Annotated in this window: 24 protein-coding genes; 18 read left to right on the top strand and 6 right to left on the bottom strand. The window is 62.7% G+C overall.

What is annotated here, in order from left to right:
• Positions 1–26 precede the first annotated feature (26 nt).
• The 9 genes from recX (at position 27) to BM136_RS16345 (ending at position 8,777) form a co-directional block, all read left to right on the top strand.
• A complete protein-coding gene (recX, locus tag BM136_RS16385) occupies positions 27–506 on the top strand; it encodes a recombination regulator RecX (RefSeq protein ID WP_092973142.1) in 480 nt (159 codons plus the stop codon).
• Positions 507–792: 286 nt separating this feature from the next.
• Positions 793–1,419 (top strand): DUF2889 domain-containing protein, encoded by a 627-nt coding sequence (locus tag BM136_RS16380; protein ID WP_092973746.1) that lies wholly within the window; start codon positions 793–795, stop codon positions 1,417–1,419.
• A 66-nt stretch (positions 1,420–1,485) separates the two neighbouring features.
• A complete protein-coding gene (sucC, locus tag BM136_RS16375) occupies positions 1,486–2,652 on the top strand; it encodes an ADP-forming succinate--CoA ligase subunit beta (protein ID WP_092973140.1) in 1,167 nt (388 codons plus the stop codon).
• A 94-nt stretch (positions 2,653–2,746) separates the two neighbouring features.
• Positions 2,747–3,628 (top strand): succinate--CoA ligase subunit alpha, encoded by an 882-nt coding sequence (gene sucD, locus BM136_RS16370; protein ID WP_009239052.1) that lies wholly within the window; start codon positions 2,747–2,749, stop codon positions 3,626–3,628.
• A 160-nt stretch (positions 3,629–3,788) separates the two neighbouring features.
• Positions 3,789–4,484 carry a TerC family protein gene (locus BM136_RS16365; protein ID WP_092973743.1) on the top strand — a complete coding sequence of 232 codons (696 nt, stop codon included), beginning with the start codon at positions 3,789–3,791 and terminating at the stop codon, positions 4,482–4,484.
• Positions 4,485–4,669: 185 nt separating this feature from the next.
• Positions 4,670–5,182, top strand: coding sequence for a pilin (locus tag BM136_RS16360; protein ID WP_092973138.1), 513 nt, complete (start codon positions 4,670–4,672; stop codon positions 5,180–5,182).
• Positions 5,183–5,607: 425 nt separating this feature from the next.
• Entirely contained in the window at positions 5,608–6,099 is a 492-nt protein-coding gene (locus BM136_RS16355) for a pilin (RefSeq protein WP_092973136.1), read from the top strand.
• Between the two features lie 264 nt (positions 6,100–6,363).
• On the top strand, positions 6,364–8,088 hold the full coding sequence (locus BM136_RS16350) for a PglL family O-oligosaccharyltransferase (protein ID WP_254775688.1): 1,725 nt from the start codon (positions 6,364–6,366) through the stop codon (positions 8,086–8,088).
• Between the two features lie 137 nt (positions 8,089–8,225).
• Positions 8,226–8,777 (top strand): pilin, encoded by a 552-nt coding sequence (locus tag BM136_RS16345; RefSeq protein ID WP_302848167.1) that lies wholly within the window; start codon positions 8,226–8,228, stop codon positions 8,775–8,777.
• A gap of 62 nt (positions 8,778–8,839) precedes the next feature.
• Here the strand turns inward: BM136_RS16345 and moaC are convergent, their stop codons facing one another.
• Positions 8,840–9,316: a cyclic pyranopterin monophosphate synthase MoaC gene (gene moaC / locus BM136_RS16340; protein ID WP_092973130.1), complete on the bottom strand. Its 477-nt coding sequence runs from the start codon at positions 9,314–9,316 to the stop codon at positions 8,840–8,842.
• A gap of 105 nt (positions 9,317–9,421) precedes the next feature.
• Between moaC and BM136_RS16335 the strand changes: the two genes are divergently transcribed.
• Positions 9,422–11,125, top strand: coding sequence for a beta-barrel assembly-enhancing protease (locus BM136_RS16335; protein ID WP_092973128.1), 1,704 nt, complete (start codon positions 9,422–9,424; stop codon positions 11,123–11,125).
• 20 nt (positions 11,126–11,145) lie between these two features.
• Here the strand turns inward: BM136_RS16335 and BM136_RS16330 are convergent, their stop codons facing one another.
• Genes BM136_RS16330 through BM136_RS16310 form a run of 5 tightly spaced genes read right to left on the bottom strand, consistent with a single transcriptional unit; the run spans position 11,146 to position 14,569 of the window.
• Positions 11,146–11,727: a DUF2946 family protein gene (locus tag BM136_RS16330; RefSeq protein WP_092973125.1), complete on the bottom strand. Its 582-nt coding sequence runs from the start codon at positions 11,725–11,727 to the stop codon at positions 11,146–11,148.
• Complete coding sequence (locus BM136_RS16325; RefSeq protein WP_092973123.1) at positions 11,720–12,796, bottom strand: YheT family hydrolase; 1,077 nt, start codon at positions 12,794–12,796, stop codon at positions 11,720–11,722. Before BM136_RS16325 ends, BM136_RS16330 begins: the two co-directional genes overlap by 8 nt.
• 34 nt (positions 12,797–12,830) lie before the next feature.
• Positions 12,831–13,271, bottom strand: a complete 441-nt coding sequence (locus BM136_RS16320; RefSeq protein WP_024976550.1) for a YybH family protein — start codon at positions 13,269–13,271, stop codon at positions 12,831–12,833.
• A gap of 25 nt (positions 13,272–13,296) precedes the next feature.
• Positions 13,297–14,322 carry a lipopolysaccharide heptosyltransferase II gene (gene waaF / locus BM136_RS16315; RefSeq protein ID WP_027678124.1) on the bottom strand — a complete coding sequence of 342 codons (1,026 nt, stop codon included), beginning with the start codon at positions 14,320–14,322 and terminating at the stop codon, positions 13,297–13,299.
• Positions 14,323–14,371: 49 nt separating this feature from the next.
• A complete protein-coding gene (locus BM136_RS16310) occupies positions 14,372–14,569 on the bottom strand; it encodes a zinc-finger domain-containing protein (RefSeq protein ID WP_004636130.1) in 198 nt (65 codons plus the stop codon).
• A gap of 327 nt (positions 14,570–14,896) precedes the next feature.
• On the opposite strand from BM136_RS16310, the gene BM136_RS16305 reads away from it, so the two are divergent.
• From BM136_RS16305 to purE, 8 genes are all read left to right on the top strand, one after another.
• Positions 14,897–15,691, top strand: coding sequence for an AzlC family ABC transporter permease (locus BM136_RS16305; protein WP_092973121.1), 795 nt, complete (start codon positions 14,897–14,899; stop codon positions 15,689–15,691).
• Positions 15,688–16,011: an AzlD domain-containing protein gene (locus BM136_RS16300; RefSeq protein ID WP_092973119.1), complete on the top strand. Its 324-nt coding sequence runs from the start codon at positions 15,688–15,690 to the stop codon at positions 16,009–16,011. The genes BM136_RS16305 and BM136_RS16300 overlap by 4 nt, the downstream gene beginning before the upstream one ends.
• A 2-nt stretch (positions 16,012–16,013) precedes the next feature.
• A complete protein-coding gene (gene rarD, locus BM136_RS16295) occupies positions 16,014–16,910 on the top strand; it encodes an EamA family transporter RarD (protein ID WP_092973740.1) in 897 nt (298 codons plus the stop codon).
• Between the two features lie 119 nt (positions 16,911–17,029).
• Positions 17,030–18,223, top strand: coding sequence for a phosphoglycerate kinase (locus BM136_RS16290; protein WP_092973117.1), 1,194 nt, complete (start codon positions 17,030–17,032; stop codon positions 18,221–18,223).
• A gap of 49 nt (positions 18,224–18,272) precedes the next feature.
• Positions 18,273–19,712, top strand: coding sequence for a pyruvate kinase (gene pyk, locus BM136_RS16285; protein WP_092973115.1), 1,440 nt, complete (start codon positions 18,273–18,275; stop codon positions 19,710–19,712).
• An 87-nt stretch (positions 19,713–19,799) separates the two neighbouring features.
• Positions 19,800–20,864 carry a class II fructose-bisphosphate aldolase gene (fba, locus tag BM136_RS16280; RefSeq protein WP_092973113.1) on the top strand — a complete coding sequence of 355 codons (1,065 nt, stop codon included), beginning with the start codon at positions 19,800–19,802 and terminating at the stop codon, positions 20,862–20,864.
• Positions 20,865–21,001: 137 nt separating this feature from the next.
• Positions 21,002–21,925 (top strand): phosphoribosylaminoimidazolesuccinocarboxamide synthase, encoded by a 924-nt coding sequence (locus BM136_RS16275; protein WP_004636116.1) that lies wholly within the window; start codon positions 21,002–21,004, stop codon positions 21,923–21,925.
• A 15-nt stretch (positions 21,926–21,940) separates the two neighbouring features.
• Positions 21,941–22,450, top strand: a complete 510-nt coding sequence (gene purE / locus BM136_RS16270; protein ID WP_092973737.1) for a 5-(carboxyamino)imidazole ribonucleotide mutase — start codon at positions 21,941–21,943, stop codon at positions 22,448–22,450.
• The last annotated feature ends 15 nt before the right edge of the window (positions 22,451–22,465 follow it).

Raw genomic sequence — 22,465 nt, 5'->3', positions numbered from 1 at the left:
CGTTTTCTTTTTGAGCCTGAAACCGTATGCCGTTGCCGCGCCCACCGTTATCGCTGAAGGCACGTGCGCTGGGCTATCTGTCTCGACGCGAGCACAGCCGGGTCGAATTGCGCCGTAAGTTGGTGCCGCACGCCGAATCCGTCGAAGAGGTCGATACGCTGCTGGATTGGCTGGAAGGCGAAAACTGGCTCTCCAATACGCGCTTTGCCGAGAGCATGGTGCACCGCCGCGCGGGCCGTTACGGTACGGCTCGCCTGATGCAGGAGTTGAAAACACATCAGCTTGGCGCAGAGACGCTGGGCGAGGTCAAGGCGCAACTGCAAAGCACGGAAGCAGCGCGCGCCAAGGCTCTGTGGGAAAAGCGCTTCGGCCGCCCACCAGCCGATCTAGCCGAACGGGCCAAGCAGGTGCGATACATGATGGCGCGTGGATTCTCCCGGTCGGTGGTGTCGCGCGTCATCGCGGGGGCCGATGAACTGCTCGAAGATGGCGACGAGTCGGACTGAACGCCTTCGATCTAGCAACAATTCGGCCGGACAATCCTCTTGTGTGCGGATCGCGGCCGTTGCACCTCACCCGGTTGTTGCAACCGCTTTCACACTGCGTTGCCGCACGCGACCAGTCTGGTCGTGACGACGTGTTAAAATTCAAGTCTTTGGTACCGTCCTTCATCTCAATTGCCGGACGGTAGTGTTCGTGTGTGGCGGCTGATGCGCTGCTGCATATGTCCCGTGGGCGATGCGCGAGATCCGCGTGCGCCGCCTCCATCGGTCCTATCAGTCTGTCTGGTCCATGCCTCTGTCTGCTCCCGTCCCGCGCGTCATGCGCCACCGCCGTGCCATCACGGTGGACGCCTATTTGCGGGAAGACGGCCTGTGGGACATCGAAGCGCGCCTGACCGACACCAAACCACGTGACATCCCCCTGGCCAGCGGCGGCGTGCGCCCCGAAGGCCAGCCGCTGCATGACCTGTGGCTGCGCGTGACAATCGATACCCGCATGAATGTTGTGGATGCCGAAGCGTGTTCCGACTGGGTGCCGTACCCCACACATTGCGACACGATCGGCCCGGCCTACCGCAAGCTCATCGGCCTGAATCTGATGAAGGGTTTTCGAAAGGCCTCCCGTGAGAGACTCGGCGGCGTGGCGGGCTGTACGCACCTGACCGAGCTGTGTGGTGTGCTGCCGACCGCCGCCATCCAGGCCTTCGCGGGCGACGTCTTCCCGGTGCGCGATAACTCTAACGACCTCCGGCCTGTCGAGCCCGGCGAAAAGCCGCCTTATCAACTCCACGGCTGCCATGCCCTGCATCTTGAGGGCGAGGTGGTTCGCGAGCATTACCCGCGCTGGTTTGCATATCAGCCCGAAGCCAAGATCCAACCGCCACCCACCGAACTGTCGCCTGAGCCCTCGTCCTGAAGGGCACCGCGCTGTTCGCGTTTTCAATACTCATCACACTCACTCTGCCTAGCAAAGGAAACACGCATGAATATCCATGAGTACCAAGGCAAGGAAATCCTGCGCAAATACAATGTGCCGGTTCCGCGCGGCATTCCGGCCTTCTCGGTCGACGAGGCTATCAAAGCTGCAGAAACCCTGGGCGGCCCGGTGTGGGTCGTGAAGGCACAGATTCATGCGGGTGGCCGTGGCAAGGGCGGCGGCGTGAAGGTTGCCAAGAGCATGGAGCAGGTCAAGGAATACGCCAGCAGCATCCTGGGCATGACGCTGGTGACGCACCAGACTGGTCCGGAAGGCAAGCTGGTCAAGCGCCTGCTGATCGAAGAAGGCGCGGACATCAAGAAGGAACTGTACGTGTCGCTGGTGGTGGACCGTGTCTCGCAGCAGGTCGCGCTGATGGCCTCGAGCGAAGGCGGCATGGACATCGAAGAAGTCGCTGAATCGCATCCGGAAAAGATCCACACGCTGCTGATCGATCCGCAAGCTGGCCTGCAAGACGCCCAGGCTGACGACATCGCCCGCAAGATCGGCGTGCCCGACGCGAGCGTGCCGCAAGCCCGCCAAGCCCTGCAGGGCCTGTACAAGGCATTCTGGGAAACCGACGCTTCGCAAGCTGAAATCAACCCGCTGATCCTGACCGGCGACGGCAAGGTCATCGCGCTGGACGCCAAGTTCAACTTCGACTCGAACGCGCTGTTCCGTCACCCGGAAATCGTGGCGTACCGCGATCTGGATGAAGAAGACCCGGCCGAAATCGAAGCCTCGAAGTTCGACCTGGCCTACATCTCGCTCGACGGCAACATCGGCTGCCTGGTGAACGGCGCCGGTCTGGCCATGGCCACGATGGACACCATCAAGCTGTTCGGCGGCGAGCCGGCCAACTTCCTCGACGTGGGCGGCGGTGCCACCACCGAGAAGGTGACCGAAGCCTTCAAGCTGATGCTGAAGAACCCGGACGTGAAGGCCATCCTGGTCAACATCTTCGGCGGCATCATGCGTTGCGACGTGATCGCCGAAGGCGTGATCGCGGCGGCGAAGGCTGTGTCGCTGTCGGTGCCGCTGGTCGTGCGCATGAAGGGCACCAACGAAGACCTCGGCAAGAAGATGCTGGCCGACTCGGGCCTGCCCATCATCGCCGCAGACACGATGGCAGAGGCCGCCGAGAAGGTCGTGGCCGCAGCCGCCGGCAAGTAAGCCGCCCGCTGACCCAACCATACGCGAACGCGGGCGGCGCTCCGAAGTACGAAACGGTACATCGGCGCGGCTCGCTGCATAAAAGGATTACAGCATGTCGATTCTGATCAACAAAGACACCAAGGTCATCACCCAGGGGATCACCGGTAAGACCGGTCAGTTCCATACCCGCGGCTGCCGCGACTACGCCAACGGCAAGAACTGCTTCGTCGCCGGCGTGAACCCGAAGAAGGCCGGCGAAGACTTCGAAGGCATTCCCATCTACGCAACCGTCAAGGACGCCAAGGCTCAGACCGGGGCGACCGTGTCGGTGATCTACGTGCCGCCCGCAGGCGCCGCTGACGCCATCTGGGAAGCTGTCGAAGCCGAGCTGGACCTGGTGGTTTGCATCACCGAAGGCATCCCCGTGCGCGACATGATGATGGTCAAGGACAAGATGCGTAAGGCCGGCAGCAAGACGCTGCTGCTGGGCCCGAACTGCCCGGGCCTGATCACGCCGGACGAGATCAAGATCGGCATCATGCCGGGCCACATCCACCGCAAGGGCCGCATCGGCGTGGTGTCGCGCTCGGGCACGCTGACGTACGAAGCCGTGGGCCAATTGACTGCGCTGGGCCTGGGCCAATCTTCGGCTGTCGGTATCGGCGGCGACCCGATCAACGGTCTGAAGCACATCGATGTGATGAAGATGTTCAACGACGATCCGGAAACGGACGCCGTGGTCATGATCGGTGAGATCGGCGGTCCGGACGAAGCCAACGCGGCTTACTGGATCAAGGACAACATGAAGAAGCCGGTGGTTGGCTTCATCGCTGGCGTGACCGCGCCTCCGGGCAAGCGCATGGGCCACGCCGGCGCGCTGATCTCGGGCGGTGCCGACACCGCGCAAGCGAAGCTGGACATCATGGAAGAGTGCGGCATCAAGACCACCAAGAACCCGTCGGAAATGGCGCGTCTGCTGAAGGCGATGCTGTAATCGGCAAGGTTTGAGGTTGTGCGAGAACGGGAGGCCAGGCCTCCCGTTTTTGTTTGGTCGCGTTGCAGCATGCGATCCAGGCACGACATGTGTATAAGCAGACAAGATGCTGCAAACCGGCTCACTGCAAGCCAACCCCAGGGACATCTTCGAGAACACTATGGCGCTCACCTCAAGCGCATTCTGGTTCGCACTTGGCTCCATCATCCTGACCAACATCGTGCTGTCGGGCGACAACGCGGTGGTCATCGCGCTGGCCGCGCGCAACCTGCCCAAGCACCAGCAGAAACAAGCCATTTTCTGGGGCAGCGCGGGCGCCATCGTGCTGCGCGTGGTGTTGACCGTGCTGGCCGTCAAGCTGCTTGCGCAGCCGTACCTGAAAACGATTGGCGCGGTGCTGCTGGTGTACATCGGCGTGAAGCTGCTGACGGAAGCCGAAGATGAAGCCGCCGATCGCCATCAGCAGGCCGGCCTATGGCCTGCTATCCAGACCATCCTGATCGCCGACTTTGTAATGTCGCTCGATAACGTCGTCGCCGTGGCCGCCGCGGCGGAAAAAGGGCCGCCAGGCACGACGTTTCTACTCCTCGTGCTAGGGCTTGGCTTGTCAGTGCCGTTGATCGTGTTTGGCAGCACGCTGCTGGTGGGGGTCATGGCCCGCTTTCCGGTGATCATCACGCTGGGGGCGGCGCTACTTGGATACCTTGCCGGCGACATGCTCGTCACTGATCCGATCGGTGCGGCGTGGTTTGAGCGCGCGGTGCCGTATGCGGATGTGGTGGTTGGGTGTGTTGGGGCGCTGCTGGTGGTGTGTGTGGGCTGGTGGCTCAGCCGGCGCGCGTTGCGCCAAGCCTAGTTCGAACGATTCCCCACGAAAGTAGGTGATGACGGGTTCTGTCCGAAATTCTGTCAAGAACGGTCAGATTTGCGCCTGAATTCCCACCAAAGTGCGCCAGTTTTTGCCCAGATACACAATGTGTGCCTTGGCATAGTCCCTGCACGGTGGCCTCCCAACAACAAAATGCTTTTTGGGGAGAGGTCATGGTTTTCAAGCACAGCAAGGGAACAAGGCGTCGGGCGGGCGGCTTTACGCTGATCGAACTGATGATCGTAGTGGCGATTGTCGGGATTCTGGCGGCGATTGCACTGCCGGCGTACAACAACTACATGGTCAAGTCAAAGTTGACCGAGGCGACGACCATGCTGGATGTGTCGCGGGTGTCGATCACTGAGGTCTACACATCCAACGGAGGCGTCTTTCCGCCGCAATCGTCGCCGCCCATCATCGTGCAGGCAGTGGCGAGCAATGCAGCCTATGTCACTGCAGTGCACTACAACGTTTCAGGGTCCAACGCTTCGGTGATTCTGACCCTGGGTCATACCGGAGTCAGTCAGATCGACAATGCCTATCTCGGCATGTTTGGTATCGGCCAAGCCGACGGCACGGTGAGTTGGATCTGCGCGACCGCTAACAGCCCGAGTACCCCTACGTATGGATCGGGTGTTTCCGTCTCGTCGATGTACCCCTATTTGCCTGCTAGCTGCCAGAACTAAGTCGGAACCCGCTTGGAGCTGGTACGTAGCCGTCGTCACCGAAACGAAACAGCAATCATGATCGCCGCATCAGGGCCAAGAAGATTTGGCCCTGATGCGGCGATTGTCATTTGGGAAAGTCGACGGGTGGATGTCCAGCGCGGCGTAGCGCTACCTGGGGGCGGAACGTCCGATGGTGAGCTTAGATGATATCCAAGGGAGGCAAAAGGAAGCTTCCCGAGCGCTGCAAGTTCGATCGGATTTTGTGATTCATGCGCTACAAAGCTAACGTGCCGTGTCAATTAGTGTCGAAAATTGTCACAGAGCGGCTGATGGAGTGTCAATTTCCTGTTCTCCTCGCCTTGTAAACCAACAATTTCCCCCTGGCACAGTCTGTGCTTTATCTCCCCCCGCATCATCTTTAACCAAACATTCCGGGGGATTTCATGAAGTCGATGCGTCGTATGAACAAGCGTGTCCAGAAGGGTTTCACGCTGATCGAACTGATGATCGTGGTGGCGATCGTCGGTATCCTGGCTGCCATCGCGCTGCCTGCTTACAACAACTACATGATCAAGTCGAAGCTCACCGAAGCGACGACGGATCTGGATGCGGCACGTGCTGCTCTGGCAGAAGCTTACGCGACGAATGGTCAGTTCCCGACGGCTTCGCCGATCGCGCCGCTGGGTTCGAATGCGAAGTACGTGACCGCACAACAATATACTCAGCAGAGCAATGGCTCGAACGTCAGCGTGATCTTGACGCTGGGCAGCACGGGTGCGGCCGCGATTGACGGTAAGTACCTGGGCCTCTGGGGCCAAGGTATGCCGGACGGCACCGTCAAATGGGTGTGCGGTACGGCAACCGCAAACAATTCGACTGCAGCTGCTTCTCAGGCGGCGATGTACTCATACCTGCCGGCAAACTGCCAGAACTAATCGCAACAGCGATATTCCCGCAGACGGTAAGCAACTTAAACCGTTGAAGGGCGGGAGTGCAAGGGCGCCTTCGGGCGCCCTTTTGTTTCGTACGAGCTTGAGGTGCGGCGACGTATTCCAAAATCGCCAACCATCCGTTCGGCTAAACTCGCTCGCTTCGTCAGCGGCGCCCCGCATCGGGTCGCTGCTCTCTCCGTCGTCTCACTCACTCCGCGAATGCTTCGATCTCGTCTACTGCTCTTGTCGCTTTGGTTGGCCACAGCCATGTGCGGCGCGCTGCCGTATTTGGTGGCCATGCATACCTTTCCGCTGCCAACTTTTTTTTCCGAGTTTGCAGCCGGCATTTGCTGGATCGTACTGGCGATGGCGGTACTTGCTTTGACCTGGAACGATAAAACGGGTTTGCCGAGCATAGCTCTAGCACCGCTGTTCCTGATTGGTGTTCTGTTTGTGCAACTGCAATTTGCACCGCCGCTGAATCCGTTTTTGACGCTGTCGGCTACGGTGTTCCTGCTTGCTGCCACCATTGCGTGCGGGTTGGGCGCGCGCTGCCGTAATTTTCCTGGAATCTTGGAAGCGTTTGCGTTCGGCATCATTCTCGGTGGCTTAGTCAGCGTAGCAATCGAATTGCTCCAACTGTTCCGTGTTCAGAATCTGCCGATCACGCTCTTTGGAATGCAGCCGACGGGGACAGGGCGACGCATGTGGGGGAACATGAACCAACCCAACCACCTCGCCTCGTATCTTGCGTTCTCCCTGGCGGCATGCGCGTTTTTCGCATCCAAATGCCGGCGCGCCCGAATCCTTTTGGTGGCGATCTCGCTAGTGTTGCTGCTGGGTATGGCCCTGACGTTCTCACGTATTACGTGGCTGCATGTTGTCGTGGTGGGTGGCCTAGCGGGTTTGGCTTGGACAGTCGACCAAACCGGCTACCGTCGATGGATGTGGGCTTGCGTACCGATCCTACTGCTGGCCGTGGTGTATCAGCTGTTCAACTGGCTGGCCGCCTACGCCAATGTAGTTTGGCATCTGGACCTGCCGGGGTCGATGGGCGACCGCATGCGGGAAGGTGCCGGGCTGCGCCCATTGCTATGGAAGCATGCCTGGCATATGTTCCTCGCGCATCCATGGCTGGGCGGTGGCTGGGGTGACTACGCGTGGAATCAGTTTGTGCAAACTGACACGCTGGGTCGCGTCGAGGTGTCGTTCAATGCTCACAATATCGTGTTGGACCAGTTGGCCAAGGTTGGCTTACTCGGTTTGCTTGCGATTGCGCTGCCGCTGTTGGGTTTTGCTTGGAGCTTGCGCAAGCGCCGCATGACGCCTGGGCTGGCATTCCTGCTCACCATTATCGGGGTGATAGGAGTGCATTCCATGCTCGAGTATCCGTTGCATTACCTATTCTTTCTGCTGCCGTTCGCGTTTGCGCTGGGCTATGTTGATGAGCGCATGATGCGAGCGCCCTCCGCCAGCGCTGTATGGGGATCGACTGCGCTGGTCTCCATAGGCGCAGCCGCAATGATGACGCATCTGTGGGGGGACTACCTAGCTGTTCAGCGGCTCCACTATGGCCCAGATGGTTTGCAGAAGGAATTGGCTCGATATCGCACGCATGGATGGACTCTTCTCCTGCCGTACGAGAACTTGGCGATGGCAATCCACTGGTATGTCATTCCCGAGGTGGCTCCGACCCTGGTCAAGCTGGAGCGACAAGCCGTGGAGTTCTATCCTGGGTCTTCTACTGTTCAGCGCTATGCGCTTGCATTGGCCTATGTTGGGAAAACAGACGAGGCGGTTCAGCAGCTGCGCCGTATGTCCAATAATTATTGGATCGGCAAAGATTATACGGAGCAGTCCACGCTTATTACGCAAGCTTGTGCGCAGAAGCAAGAGGCACTCAAGACGTTTTGTACGCGTCTGAAGGCGGACCGCTTGCTGGTAGAGGTGCCGTCACGCGGGGAGACAAAGCCGACCGCATCATCGGATTAGCGGGGAGGGCGCCAAAGGGCGCCCTCTTCTTGGTCGAACTCTTATTAGAAACAACAAAAGTTGTTGCGGTTGAATTTGAAAGCGATAGGCTCCGTTAATCTTGTTTGAACCGATTGCCGCATTCACTCGGCAATCGCATGTTTCAACGAGATAAAGGAGTATCAATGCATTGCAATTACCAAAAGAGGAAGCGAGCCCAAGCCGGTTTTACTTTGATTGAACTGATGATCGTTGTTGCCATCGTTGGCATCTTGGCGGCGATTGCGGTGCCAGCGTATCAGGACTATATGATCCGCTCTCGTGTAACCGAAGGCCTTTCGCTGGCGGCTTCAGCCAAAGTGCTCGTGGCTGAGAACGCCATGAGCGGCCAGAACAATCTGGCGGCTGGTTTCGATGCTCCCGCGGCCACCAAAAACGTGACCAGTCTAGCCATTGCATCGGGCGCTACTGGCAATGGGACGATTACCATTACTTATGCATCGACGGTTGCACCGGACGGTTCCAACCAACTGACGCTAACGCCGTATACCGCAAGCGGCGTCACAACATCGAACCTGAGTCCGGACCAAGTGCCGATCGCGCCGATCCAATGGAAATGTGCATCCGCTAACGCTTCCGCATTGGAGGGTGGCGCTACCGCGACAACGGCGACGCTCCCGGCCAAATGGGCGCCGGCCGAGTGCCGCTGAGCCAAAATCGTGAATAAAAGGAGCGTCCCAGAGGCGTTCCTTTTATTTGCAGCGAAAATACATTAGCCACCCACCCAATCCCCCGTCTTCCCCCCATGCTTTTCCAGTAGCCGCACATCCCCAATCACCATCCCTCGATCCACAGCCTTACACATGTCATAGATGGTAAGCAGTCCCACCTGCACCGCAGTCAGCGCTTCCATTTCGACGCCGGTCTGTCCACGCGTCTCAGCACGAACCGTACAGCGGACGGTGTATGAAGCCTCATCCAGATCGAACTCCACCCCCACCTTCGTCAACGCCAACGGATGACACAACGGAATTAAATCCGACGTCCGCTTGGAGCCTTGAATCGCCGCTACGCGCGCAATCCCCAGCACATCGCCTTTCTTGGCGTTGCCATCGCGTACCAGCGCAAACGTCTCGGGCAGCATGCGGATCGTACCGGTGGCGACAGCCACGCGGTGGGTGACAGCCTTGTCGCCGACGTCGACCATATGGGCTTGTCCGGCGGAATCGAAGTGGGTGAGTTGCGACATGAGTGACAGCGCGTTTTGCGGGGCAGGGTGCGAAGCGTTTTATGATAGCAAGCACCCGGCTTGCGGCGATGTGGCCGCGCTGATTCCGCTCACCGTGCTTTTCGTATGACGCTTTCCCTTTTTCGGCCGCGCGTCCGCAAGCTGACGGCCGCTGTGTTGTTATCGACGTGGCTTGCGCCATTGCCGCTGCCCGTGCTGGCGCAGGCGGTGGCGTCCGCGCCGGCGGCCTCGGTCAACCCGGGGTTGGGTTCCCCCGCGGCGGCCGATCAGGTGCAGAGCAACCTGAATCGCAGCGTGCAGATCGGACGGCAGTCGCCGTACTTGCCGAAGGAGCCGACTGTCATTGATGCGCCGACGTACGAGTTGCCCGATATGGGCGATCCGTCGACGGCCTCGTTGTCGCCCGAGATGGAGCGCCGCCTGGGCGACCGCGTGATGCGTCAGATCCGCCGCGATCCGGATTTCGTCCCCGATCCGCTGATCACCGACTACCTCAATACCATCGGCTACAAGCTGATCGACGCGGCGCGCCGTCAGCACGTGGCGGGCAGCACGTCGGCGTCGAGCTTTGAGCTGTTCGCGGTGCGTGATCCCGGCATCAACGCGTTTGCGCTGCCCGGCGGCTACGTCGGCGTGAACACGGGTACGTTGGTCGCGACCGAGAGTGAATCTGAGCTGGCCTCGGTGCTCGGCCACGAAATCGGACACGTGCTGCAGCGGCATATCGCACGCGGCATCGATAAATCCGGCGAGTCGATGTGGATTGCACTGGCGTCGATTCTGCTGGCCGGTCTGGCGGCTACCAAGAGCGGTGACGCCGCGCAGGCGCTGGCGATGGGCGGGCAGGCGGCGGCAGTGTCGAACCAGCTCGCCTTCTCGCGCGGCGCGGAGCGCGAGGCAGATCGCGTCGGTTTCACGCTGCTCACGGGCGCGGGCTACAACCCAGACGGCATGCCGGACTTCTTCCGTCGTCTGCAGCGCGTGACGAACATTGCCGATACCGGCGTGATTCCCGGCTATGCGCGCACCCACCCGTTGACCGGGGAGCGCATCGCCGACATGGAAGACCGTGCGCGCGGCTTGCCGCATCCACGCCAGCCGCGCCGGCCAGAATTCGGTTTTGCGAAGGCGCGTGCGCGCGTGCTGCAGGAAACGTCGACAAGTGCCTATATCGACGTGCGCAATGCGATGCGCTCGCAGTTGTCGTCGACGCCGGATGCGCCGGTCGAGAAGCGCGCAGCGCTCTGGTACGGCGTGGCCGTCGCCAACCAGATGGCAGGGCGGTTGGATGACGCCGAGCAGGCGCTGCAGGAGGCGCGACGCCTGTACGGCAACATTCCCGGCATGACGTCGGGCAGCGTCGAGCTGGACGTGACAGCCATCGAGCTGGCGCGCGCGCGTGCCCGTGGTTCCGAGGCATTGACATTGGCACGCGCTGCGCTTACTGGGTACCCGCTGTCACGCGCGGTCGGCATCACTTATGCGCAAACACTGCTGACGGCCGGCCGGCCCGACGATGCGATTCCGTATCTGAAAGACAAGACCCGCGAAGACACCACCCAGCCGATCTGGTGGGAGATGCTCGCCCGTGCCTATGCCGACAAGGGCAAGCGTGTTGAGCAGCATCGCGCGCTGGCGGAGAAATACGCGCGGGATGGGGCGTGGGGATCGGCAGTAGAGCAACTGAAGCTCGCTCGCGATGCGGGGGATGCGGATTTCTACACGCTATCCGAAGTGGATGCGCGCCTGCACCAGATGGAACGGCAATACCGGGAAGAGAAGGCGGAAGACAAGGCGTTGCCGAAGTAGGGCGGGTGGGCCAGCGGGCGCTATTCCGCGGGCCGGGTCACGAAGCCATAGCGTTTTGCAACCTCCGTGCTCGCAATTGGCTCAATGTCGAACGTCCGATCCCCCAGCGTTAACGTACCCAGTGCGGCTCCGCATGCGTCTCCGTGCCATTGGGCCAAGGATGAGAACGGCTCCAGGTCGTGATCGTGAAGCAGGGCAATGGTCTCTTCTGCTTCGCCTCCGCCCACGCGGCCCGAGAGCAGCACGCTGCCGTGTTCATCGACAAAACAGCCGCTGGGCGAGAATACGGCGCCCGTGGTTGTGGTGAAGACTGGCGGCGCGCCGTCCGCCGAGAGCTGTACGACCCACGGCGTGCAATCGAGTTCGACAAACACCCGCTGCGGCCCATTCTGGAAGAACCAGCGCCCCGCATCGTCATGCGCGTAGTTGCGCACGATGAAGTCGACGAGCGCCGCGTGGCGGATCGGCTCACCGGATAGATTATTGGCCTGCGCATATTCGTTGCGCATGCGCCATTGGCCACGCCGATCCAGCGCCAGCCAGCCAAAGCAATTCGGCACGTTCGGCCACTTGGCCATGGCCTGGCGGACGATGTCATCCATGCGCATCCTCCGTGTTGGCTTGGCGGCCCAGTACATCATCGAAAAAGCGCAGGACGCGTGCAGGCATCCAATCGATGCGGCCCGTCTTGCCATGGCGCAGCAGGAAGCCGACATGGCCGCCGTGCAGCGGCTGGTCCAGCGTGATGTCGGGTGACACATCGGCCGCGATGGGCAGGTGCTGTCCGGGCAGGAACGGATCGTTGCGTGCGTTCAGCACCAGCGCCGGCACACGCACGTCACGCAGCACGGGTTTGGACGAGGCGCGTGTCCAGTAGTCGAGCACGTCGCGAAAACCGTGTAGCGGCGCGGTGACGAGATTGTCGAACTGGCCCAGCGTGCGCGTGGCCATCATGGCGGCGCGGTCGTACAGACCTGGGTGCTGATCGAGCTTGGCGTTGGCCTTGTCCTTGAGCGTGCGCAGGAACATGCGCGTGTAGACCATGTTGAAGCCCTTTGACAACGCTGCACCGCCGGCCCGCATGTCCAGCGGTGCAGACACCGTTGCAGCCGCGCTCACGTAGCGCGCATCGGTGCCGTGTTCGCCCAGGTAGCGCAGCAGCGCATTGCCGCCCAGCGAGATGCCGACAACCAGCAGCTTGCGGCCCTGCGGCTGGCAGACCGTCCGATAAAGGCGTTCCAGGATCCACGCGATCTCGGCGCCGTCGCCGCAGTGGTACATGCGCGGCGCGAGGTTCATCTCGCCCGAGCAACCGCGAAAGTGCGGAATGACCCCCAGCCAGCGGCGCCCGCGCAGCGCGTCCATCAGCAGCCGCGCGTAATGGCTGCGCGAATCGCCTTCCAGACCATGAAACATGACGACGAGCGGCGCGTGCTCATCCGTTTCATGCGTGGTCCAGTCGAGGTCGATGAAGTCGTGGTCGGGCGTGTCCCAGCGTTCGCGCCGATACGCAATGCGCGGAAAGCGCCACAGGCGCGCGGGCACGATCGTCTGCGCGTTGCCGCCGATCAGCCACCACGGCGAGCGGAACGCATGCGGCTCGAACGGCCCTGCAAGCAGGGCGCCCAGACTCAGTTCAAGGGAGGTGGCGTGGCGAGACGGATGGGTCATCGAAAGAGACGGCGGCCACGCCCGGCGCGGCAGCTTAGTGCAGAGAGTGCGTGACGCTGGCGATGGACGCGGCCACGCGTTCTTCGGCGGCCTGGCTGGAATGCACGTGGGCGATGCGCCAGCCTTCGTGGTTCTGCATCAGCACGTAGGTCGTGTGCACGTACAGGTCGGCCTCGGTGGCGGTGGCCGAGAAGCGCAAGGCTTCCGTGGCTTCGAAGATCGATACGCCCAGCGACGAATGCACCTGCTGCGAGAGGCATTCGATCCAGACCGGGTTCTTCTCGACCAGCGCATCAAGGCAGCCACGCAGTTGCTCGTGGCCGTTCAGGCGCTGACCGTCCGGCAGGATGAAGCTCACCGAGTCCTCATCGAGCCACAGCTTGAGCGCGCCATCGGCGTCGCGGCGCTTGAGCGCATCGCGATAGGCTTCGAGGATGTCCTCGGCGGCTTCGAACAGGCGGGCAAATCGTGGCATGGCGATGAAAGTTGAGGAGAGCGTGTTACTGCGGCTGCAGCAGCCGGCGCAATTCATGAAACACCATCTCGGGGCCGATGTCGCGCAGGCAGCGCAAGTGGCCCAGCGGGCATTCGCGCGCAAAGCACGGGCTGCACTCCAGATGGAGCCACATGATACTCGCAGCGGGCGACAGCGGCGGCGTGTGGCGGGGGTCGCTGGAGCCGAATACGGCCACCTGCGGGCGTCCCAGGGCAGCCGTTACGTGCATCAGGCCGGAGTCGTTGCAGATGGCGGCCTCGGCGCGGGCAAGCAGTTCGATGGCCTCGTCCAGCGAGGTCTCCCCGCACAGGTTGCGCACGAACGGCGCACGCTCGACGATGGCGTTGGCCATGTCGCGGTCTTTGCCCGAACCCAGCGCAACGATCTGCGCATACGGGAACGAGCGGCGCAGCATCTGCGCCAGCTCTGCGAAGTGCTCGGCGGGCCAGCGCTTTGCCGGGCCGTATTCCGCGCCGGGACAGAAGGCAATCAGCCGCGCGTTGCCCGGAATGCCGAACTTGGCGGACGTGGCGGCCACGCGCTGTACATCAACGTCCAGCTTCGGATCAGGCAGCGTGTCGGGCAGCTTGGCGTGCGGTTTGAAAGCCAGCGCCGCGTAGTGCTGCACCATCGGCGGACGCGCGTTCTTGGGCGGATTCGGGTAGCGCACGTTCAGCACGCCCAGGCGCGACTCGCCCTTGTAGCCGATACGCAGCGGAATGCCGGCCAGCCACGGGATCAGCGCGCTCTTGAACGAATTCGGCAGCACGTACGCTGCGTCAAAGGTTTCGCCTTTGAGCTGCTGGGCGAACATCGTGCGGCTACCGAGCTGCAGCTTGCCGTGGGCGAGTTCGGTCGGCAGCACGCGCGCGATCTCCGGCATGCGCGCAAGCACGGGCGCCACCCATTTCGGGGCGATCGCGTGGATCTGCGCGCGCGGGTGCCGCGCCTTGAGCTGCGCGAACAGCGGCTGCGCCATCAGCGCATCACCGATCCAGTTGGGGGCGACGACGAGAATCTTGCGCATCATCGAATCGCCTGGCGAGCGCGGCGACCGGTGTACTGCAGGTGAATCGGGCTCAATGGTGGCCCTTCAGTTCAACGCCGGGGGCCAGCTTGTAGACGGTGCCGCAGTATGGGCACTTGGCTTCGCCGGTGTCGGCGATGTCGAGGAACACGCGCGGGTGGTAGTTCCAGGCCGGCGTTTTGGCGGTCGGGCAATGCAGCGGCAGGTCGTCTGCGCCGATTTCGATCGTGGGTGCGGTTTGCGTGGTCATGGTCAGTGAGGAATGCCGGCGCGGTCTGAGCAGGTCAGCCACGCCGTGATATGGGCCGCAGGTTCAAGAACCGACAAAGGCGAAATTGTAAGGGGTGGGCGCAGGCGCGCCAACGCCGATTGTTGCAGTGCGTGGCGCCCGGCATGAATCGTTCGATCGGTGGGACGCGCGCGCTTTGCCGTTAAGCGGATGCTTAACATCAAAAGTATAATCGTGTGTTTCCTACGAGCCACCCATGTCGCCCCCGACGTTCCTGCGCGCCCGCGCTGCCGGCTGCCCCTGCCCGGCTCATCAAAAAGAGTCTGATTCGCCACTTTTGGGGGCGCCATGGCGCTAGTCCGCTGGGCGGCGGCGTTGCAGCGCCGCTGGGAGGCCATCGATCCGGCTGAACGGGCGGGCTTCTTTGCCGGCGTGCGAGCCTATATGCCGTCGATGCCGCCGGTGCTCGCCTGGGGGCTGGTGACCGGCGTGGCGATGAGCAAATCGGTGCTGACCATCCCGCAAGCCATCGGCATGACGATCTTCGTGTATGCGGGGTCGTCGCAGTTGGCGGTGCTGCCGCTGCTGGCGGCGGGCTTGCCGATCTGGACGGCGCTGCTGACGGCGTTCATCGTCAACGTTCGCTTCATCATCTTCAGCGCCGGGCTGATGCAGCATTTCGGGCACTTGCCGTTCATGCGACGCGTGGTCCTGGGTGTGTTCAACGGCGATCTGCCGTTCGTGCTGTTCACTCAGCAGTACCCCTCGGCCGCGCCGCAGGCGGGCAAGGAGGGCTATTACTGGGGCATGGTCCTGCTGAGCTTCGTGGGCTGGCAGGTGTCTTCCATCGTAGGCATCGTCGCGGCGAGCCTGTTTCCTGACGCGTGGGGCCTGGCGCTGGCCGGGACGCTTGCGCTCATTCCTGTCATGGTGTCGACCATTCGTAGCCGTGCCACGCTCATGGCGGTGGCTGTGGCGGCGGTGCTGGCGCTGGTTGCCTTCAAGCTGCCGTATCGATTGAGCCTCGTGATTGCCGTCACTGGCGCGATGGCTGCCGGCCTGGCCGCCGACGAAGCTGCCGCGCGTCTGCAGTGGCAGCGCCGCCGTGCTGCGCAGGCGGCAGCTGACGAGGACGATGCATGACAGCGCTCGAAATCTGGCTGGTGATTGCCGGGATGACCGTGGTGACGATCGTCACGCGTTCGTTGTTCCTGATCGTGGGCAACCGCATGACTCTGCCCACCCGCGTGCAGCACGCGCTGCGCTTTGCGCCCGCTGCCGCGCTCGTCGCCATCGTCTTGCCCGACCTGCTCTGGAACCAGGGGCACTTTGACGCAAGCTGGACCAACCCGCGCCTGATGGCTGGCATTGCCGCCACCGCGTTCTATGTAGCGACGCGGCGCATGCTCGGCATGATCTTCGTCGGCATGGGCGTCTTTACCGTGCTGCGTCTCTGGGGATGAACATGCCGGGCTCCAATCGCAACGGCGCGATCTTCGCGTTTCTGGCCTACACGATGTGGGGCCTGTTTCCGCTGTACTTCAAGCTGCTCAAGGCGGTGTCGCCGGCGGAGATTCTCTCGCACCGGGTGATCTGGTCGTTGGCGGTGATGGTGGTGATTCTGCTCGTGAAGCGGCACTGGGTGTGGCTTTGGGCGCTGCGCACGCAGCCGCGTGTGGTGGGGCGCTACGCGGCCAGCACGAGCCTGTTGGCCGCCAACTGGCTGACCTACATCTGGGCCGTCAACCACGACCACGTGATCGACGCCAGCTTGGGCTACTTCATCAACCCGCTGGTGGTGGTAATGCTGGCGCTGCTGGTGCTTGGCGAGCGGCTGCGGCCAGTACAGTGGGTGTCGGTAGCCCTGGCGGCGGCAGGCGTGGCGTGGCTGACCTGGCAGGCCGGCACGCTGCCTTGGATTGCTCTGGCGCTGGCATTTTCGTTTGGGTTCTACGGCTTGCTGCGCAAGACATCGCCGCTGGGCGCGCTGGAAGGGCTGACGCTGGAGACGCTGCTGCTGTTTCCGCTGGCGCTGGCCTATCTCGGCTGGCTGGCTTCACAGCATCAGAATGCCTTCCTGGCCGCGTCGCCGGGCACCCAGTTGCTGCTGGCGCTGGCCGGCCCGCTGACGGCGCTGCCGCTGCTGCTGTTTGGCGCCGGCGCCCGGCGTATTCCGCTCTCGCTGCTGGGTTTGCTGCAATACGTGAGCCCGACGCTGCAGCTGCTGCTGGGCGTTTGGCTCTACAACGAGCCGTTTGCGGGCCCCAAAGTGGCGGGCTATGTGCTGATCTGGGTGGGTCTCGCCGTGTATTCGGCCGAAGGCTGGATGCGGCTGCGCCGTCGCACGCCGCTGCCGGCATAGTCCCCGCCAATCGGCCTCGGCAAGACGGTCGAGTCCGGAAGGTTCGGCCGAGAAACGCACGTTTTGACCAGGCGCATCGGGTAAAATCGTCGTTTTCCGCGATTTCTTCCGAAGCTGCCATGCCTCACGTCCTGCGTCTGTCCGATCTCATCTCCGAAGGAAAGCTTGCCGGTAAGCGCGTGTTCATCCGCGCCGACCTCAACGTGCCGCAAGACGATGCCGGCAACATCACTGAAGACACGCGCATCCGCGCATCCGTGCCCGCCGTCAAGGCCGCGCTGGACGCGGGTGCCGCCGTCATGGTCACTTCGCACCTGGGCCGCCCGACCGAGGGCGAATTCAAGCCCGAAGATTCGCTGGCGCCGGTTGCCAAGCGCCTGTCCGAACTGCTCGGTCGTGACGTGAAGCTCGTCCAGAACTGGGTTGACGGCGTGGATGTCGCGCCCGGCCAGGTCGTGTTGCTGGAAAACTGCCGCGTGAACAAGGGCGAGAAGAAGAACAGCGACGAACTGGCCCAGAAGATGGCCAAGCTGTGCGACGTCTACGTCAACGACGCCTTCGGCACTGCCCACCGCGCGGAAGCCACCACCCACGGTATCGCCAAGTTTGCACCGGTCGCCTGCGCCGGCCCGCTGCTGGCCGCCGAGCTGGATGCGCTGGGCAAGGCGCTGGGTCAGCCGGCGCGCCCGCTGGTCGCCATCGTGGCCGGCTCGAAGGTTTCGACCAAGCTGACCATCCTGAAGTCGCTGGCCGACAAGGTGGACAACCTGATCGTCGGTGGCGGCATTGCCAACACGTTCATGCTGGCTGCCGGCCTGAAGATCGGCAAATCGCTGGCGGAAGCTGACTTGGTGGGCGATGCAAAGGCCATCATTGAGATGCTGGCAGCACGTGGCGCGTCGGTGCCCATTCCCGTCGATGTCGTGTGCGCCAAGGAATTCAGCGCCACCGCGGCCGCCACCGTCAAGGATGTGGCGGATGTGGCGGACGACGACATGATCCTCGATATCGGCCCGAAGACGGCCGCCCAACTGGCCGAACAACTAAAAACCGCCGGCACCATCGTCTGGAACGGCCCGGTCGGCGTGTTCGAGTTCGACCAGTTCGGCAATGGCACCAAGGTGCTGGCCGAGGCGATTGCTGCCTCGTCGGGTTTCTCGATTGCGGGCGGCGGCGACACGCTGGCTGCTATCGCCAAGTACAACATTGCCGACAAGGTGGGCTATATCTCCACCGGCGGCGGTGCGTTCCTCGAATTCCTGGAAGGCAAGACGCTGCCGGCCGTCGAAATCCTGGAACAACGCGCTGCCTGAGCGTAAGCGCCGCGAATACCCCCACCACAACAACGAGACACCGCCGCCCATGACCCGTGCTACCAAGATCGTCGCAACGCTCGGCCCCGCGTCCAGCACGCAGGAAGTCCTGACCCGCATGATCGCCGCGGGGGTGGACGTGGTGCGACTGAACTTTTCGCACGGCGCGGCGCAAGATCACATCGATCGCGCGCAGCTCGTGCGCGAAGTGGCGCGTTCGGTGGGTCGCGAGGTGGCCATCATGGCCGACCTGCAGGGTCCGAAGATCCGCGTCGGCAAGTTCGAGAACGGCAAGATCACGCTCGAACCGGGTGATCGCTTCACGCTCGACGCCCGCTGCGAACTTGGTAACCAGGAGCGCGTCGGCCTCGACTACAAGGAACTGCCGCGCGACGTGGGCCCCGGCGATCTGCTGCTGCTCAACGACGGCTTGATCGTGCTGCAAGTCGAGCGCGTGGTGGGTGAAGAGATCGAGACCATCGTCAAGATCGGCGGCGATCTGTCCAACAACAAGGGTATCAACCGCCAGGGCGGCGGGCTGTCGGCGCCGGCGCTGACCGCCAAGGACATGGAAGACATCAAGACCGCGATGGCGCTCGGCGCTGATTATGTCGCGGTCAGCTTCCCCAAGAACGCGACCGACATGGAAATGGCGCGCCAACTGGCCGCCGTGGCCGGTGCGCCGCACAACCACAAGACGCGCATGATCGCCAAGATCGAGCGCGCCGAGGCCATCCGCCCGGGCGTGCTCGAAGAGATCCTGGCGGCGTCCGACGGCATCATGGTTGCGCGCGGCGATCTGGCCGTGGAAGTGGGCAACGCGGCCGTGCCGGCGCTGCAGAAGCGCATGATCAAGCTGGCCCGCGAAAACAATAAGCTGGCCATCACCGCCACGCAGATGATGGAATCGATGATCGTCAACCCGGTGCCGACCCGCGCCGAGGTGTCGGACGTCGCCAACGCCGTGCTCGACGGCACTGATGCGGTGATGCTGTCGGCGGAAACCGCCGCCGGCCGCTATCCGGTCGAGACCATCGAAGCCATGGCTGCCATCTGCGTGGAAGCCGAGAAGTCGCAAACCGTGCATCTGGATGCAGACTTTCTTGACCAGACCTTCAGCCGTATCGACCAGTCGATCGCCATGGGGGCGCTGTTCACGGCACACCATCTGCAGGTCAAGGCAATTGCCGCGCTCACCGATTCCGGCGCCACGGCGCTGTGGATGAGCCGCCACGGCATCAATATTCCCATTTATGCGATGACGCCCAATGTGGCCTCGCAGCGCAAGATGGCCCTGTACCGCAACGTGCAGTCGCTGCCACTGGCCAACAGCGCCGACCGCGACGAAGCGTTGCAGCAGGCCGAAGAACTGCTGGTCGCGCGTGGCGTCGTGCAGCGCGGCGACTTCATTGTCCTGACCGTCGGCGAGCCGATGGGCCAGGCCGGCGGCACCAACACGCTCAAGATTGTTCGCGTCGGCATGCACTGACGCCCACGACGGAACGCCGTTTGCTACGTCTACCAGACGCCCACGCGTTCCTGAGACCGAATACAGATCGATCCATAGGAGAAAACCATGCCACTCGTCTCGATGCGCCAACTGCTGGACCACGCCGCTGAAAACGGCTACGGCCTGCCGGCATTCAACGTGAACAACCTGGAGCAAGTCCAGGCCGTGATGGAAGCCGCCAAGGAAGCCGGCGCACCGGTCATCCTGCAGGCCAGCGCAGGCGCCCGAAAATACGCCGGCGAATCGTTTATCAAGCACCTGATCCAGGCCGCGGTCGAGGCTTATCCGGAGATTCCGCTGGTCATGCACCAGGATCACGGTCAAAGCCCGGCAATCTGCCAGGGCGCCATCGACCTGGGCTTCGGCTCGGTCATGATGGACGGCTCGCTGCGCGAAGACGGCAAGACCCCGGCCGATTTCGATTACAACGTCGACGTGACGCGCCGCGTGGTCGAGATGGCGCACAAGGTTGGTGTGACCGTGGAAGGCGAACTCGGCTGCCTGGGCTCGCTCGAGACCGGTATGGCCGGCGAGGAAGATGGCCACGGCGCGGAAGGGAAGCTCGACCACTCGTCCCTGCTGACCGACCCCGAAGAGGCGGCCCAGTTCGTCAAGGCGACCCAACTGGACGCGCTGGCCATTGCCATCGGCACCAGCCACGGCGCCTACAAGTTCACGCGCAAGCCTACCGGCGACATCCTGGCGATCAGCCGCGTGAAGGAAATCCACGCCCGCATCCCGAACACCCACCTGGTGATGCACGGCTCGTCGAGCGTGCCGCAAGAGCTGCTGGCCATCATCAATCAGTACGGCGGCAAGATGAAGGAAACCTACGGCGTGCCCGTCGAGGAAATCCAGGAAGCCATCAAGTACGGCGTGCGCAAGATCAACATCGACACCGACATTCGTCTGGCAATGACGGGCGCGGTGCGCAAGTTCCTGGCCGAAAACCCGGACAAGTTCGACGCCCGCGAATGGCTCAAGCCCGCCCGCGAGGCCGCCAAGCAAATCTGCAAGGCGCGCTATATCGAGTTCGGCTGCGAAGGTCAGGCTGGCAAGATCAAGCCGATCGGCCTGTCGGTGATGGCGCAGAAGTACCAAAGCGGCGATCTGGCGCAAGTGGTGCAATAAGCATTTCGCGTCACATCTAGCAAACGGCTGGCACTGCGCCAGCCGTTTTGCATTGCATGGGCCACCTTATGGGCCACCCCATGGGCCACGTATAATGCGGGCCTTCCACGTTTTCTTATTTCCTCTCGGGTTCCGCCGTGTCCGCCACCCCTGCATCCTCCGCCCTTTACGAATCGTCGATCACCAGCCTGCCGTTGCTCGGCCGTGGCAAGGTGCGCGAGAACTACGCTGTCGGCGACGACAAGCTGCTGATGGTCACCACCGACCGCCTCTCGGCGTTTGACGTGATTCTCGGCCAGCCGATTCCGGACAAGGGCCGTGTGCTCGCGCAAATGTCGGATTTCTGGTTCAACAAGCTGCGCCACATCGTGCCGACGCACGAGACGGGCATCGCCCCGGAAACCGTGGTGGCCCCGAACGAAGTCGACCAGGTGCGCGGCCGCGCCATCGTGGTCAAGCGCCTGAAGCCGATCCTGGTGGAAGCCGTGGTGCGCGGCTACCTGGCCGGCAGCGGCTGGAAGGATTACCAGGCCACCGGTGCCGTCTGCGGCGTGCATCTGGCCCCCGGCCTGCAGAACGCGCAGAAGCTGCCCGAGCCGATCTTCACCCCCGCCGCCAAGGCAGAGATGGGCGAGCACGACGAGAACATCTCCTTCGATGAAGTCGAGCGCCGCATCGGTCCGGACCTCGCCGCGCAGATCCGCGACGTGAGCATCCGCCTGTACAAGGAAGCCTCCGACTTTGCCGCCACGCGCGGCATCATCATCGCCGACACCAAGTTCGAGTTCGGTCTGGATGAGAACGGCACGCTCACGCTGATGGACGAGGCGCTCACCGCCGATTCGTCGCGCTTCTGGCCGGCTGATTCGTACCAGGTCGGCACGAACCCGCCGTCGTTCGACAAGCAGTTCGTGCGCGATTGGCTCGAAGCGGTGCGCATTGACGGCAAGCCGTGGCCAAAGACAGCGCCGGCGCCGCAACTGCCTGCCGACGTGATCGAAAAAACCGCTGACAAATACCGCGAAGCGCTGACCCGCCTGACCGGTGAGTCCCTGCGTTAAACCGGAGCGATGACGATGACCGCACAGCAATCCGCTCCGCTCGTTGGCGTGGTGATGGGCTCCAGCTCCGACTGGGAAGTGATGCGCCACGCCGTCGATATGCTCACGCAGTTCGGCATTCCGTTCGAGGCGCAGGTTGTCTCGGCGCACCGCATGCCGGACGACATGTTCCGCTACGCCGAAACCGCACGCAGCCGTGGTTTGCGCGCCATCATTGCTGGCGCGGGCGGCGCAGCGCACCTGCCGGGCATGATCGCCGCCAAGACGATCGTGCCGGTGTTCGGCGTGCCGGTGCCGTCCAAATACCTGCGCGGCGAAGACTCGCTGCTCTCCATCGTGCAGATGCCCAAGGGCATTCCGGTGTCGACGTTCGCCATTGGCGAGGCCGGTGCGGCCAACGCAGCGCTGGCTGCCATCGCGACGATCGCCACCACCGACTCGGCCCTTGCCGACAAGCTCGAAGCCTTCCGCGCGCAGCAGACAGAAGTCGCGCGCGGCATGACGCTCCCTGTGCACGGCGCTTAAGTAACCTACGACCCG

Origin of the sequence: Ralstonia sp. NFACC01 (assembly GCF_900115545.1) — a bacterium.
In the GTDB taxonomy this organism is placed as follows: domain Bacteria; phylum Pseudomonadota; class Gammaproteobacteria; order Burkholderiales; family Burkholderiaceae; genus Ralstonia; species Ralstonia mojiangensis.
The sequence above is the reverse complement of the archived record's forward strand: the minus strand, read 5'-3'. Positions and strand labels throughout refer to the sequence as shown.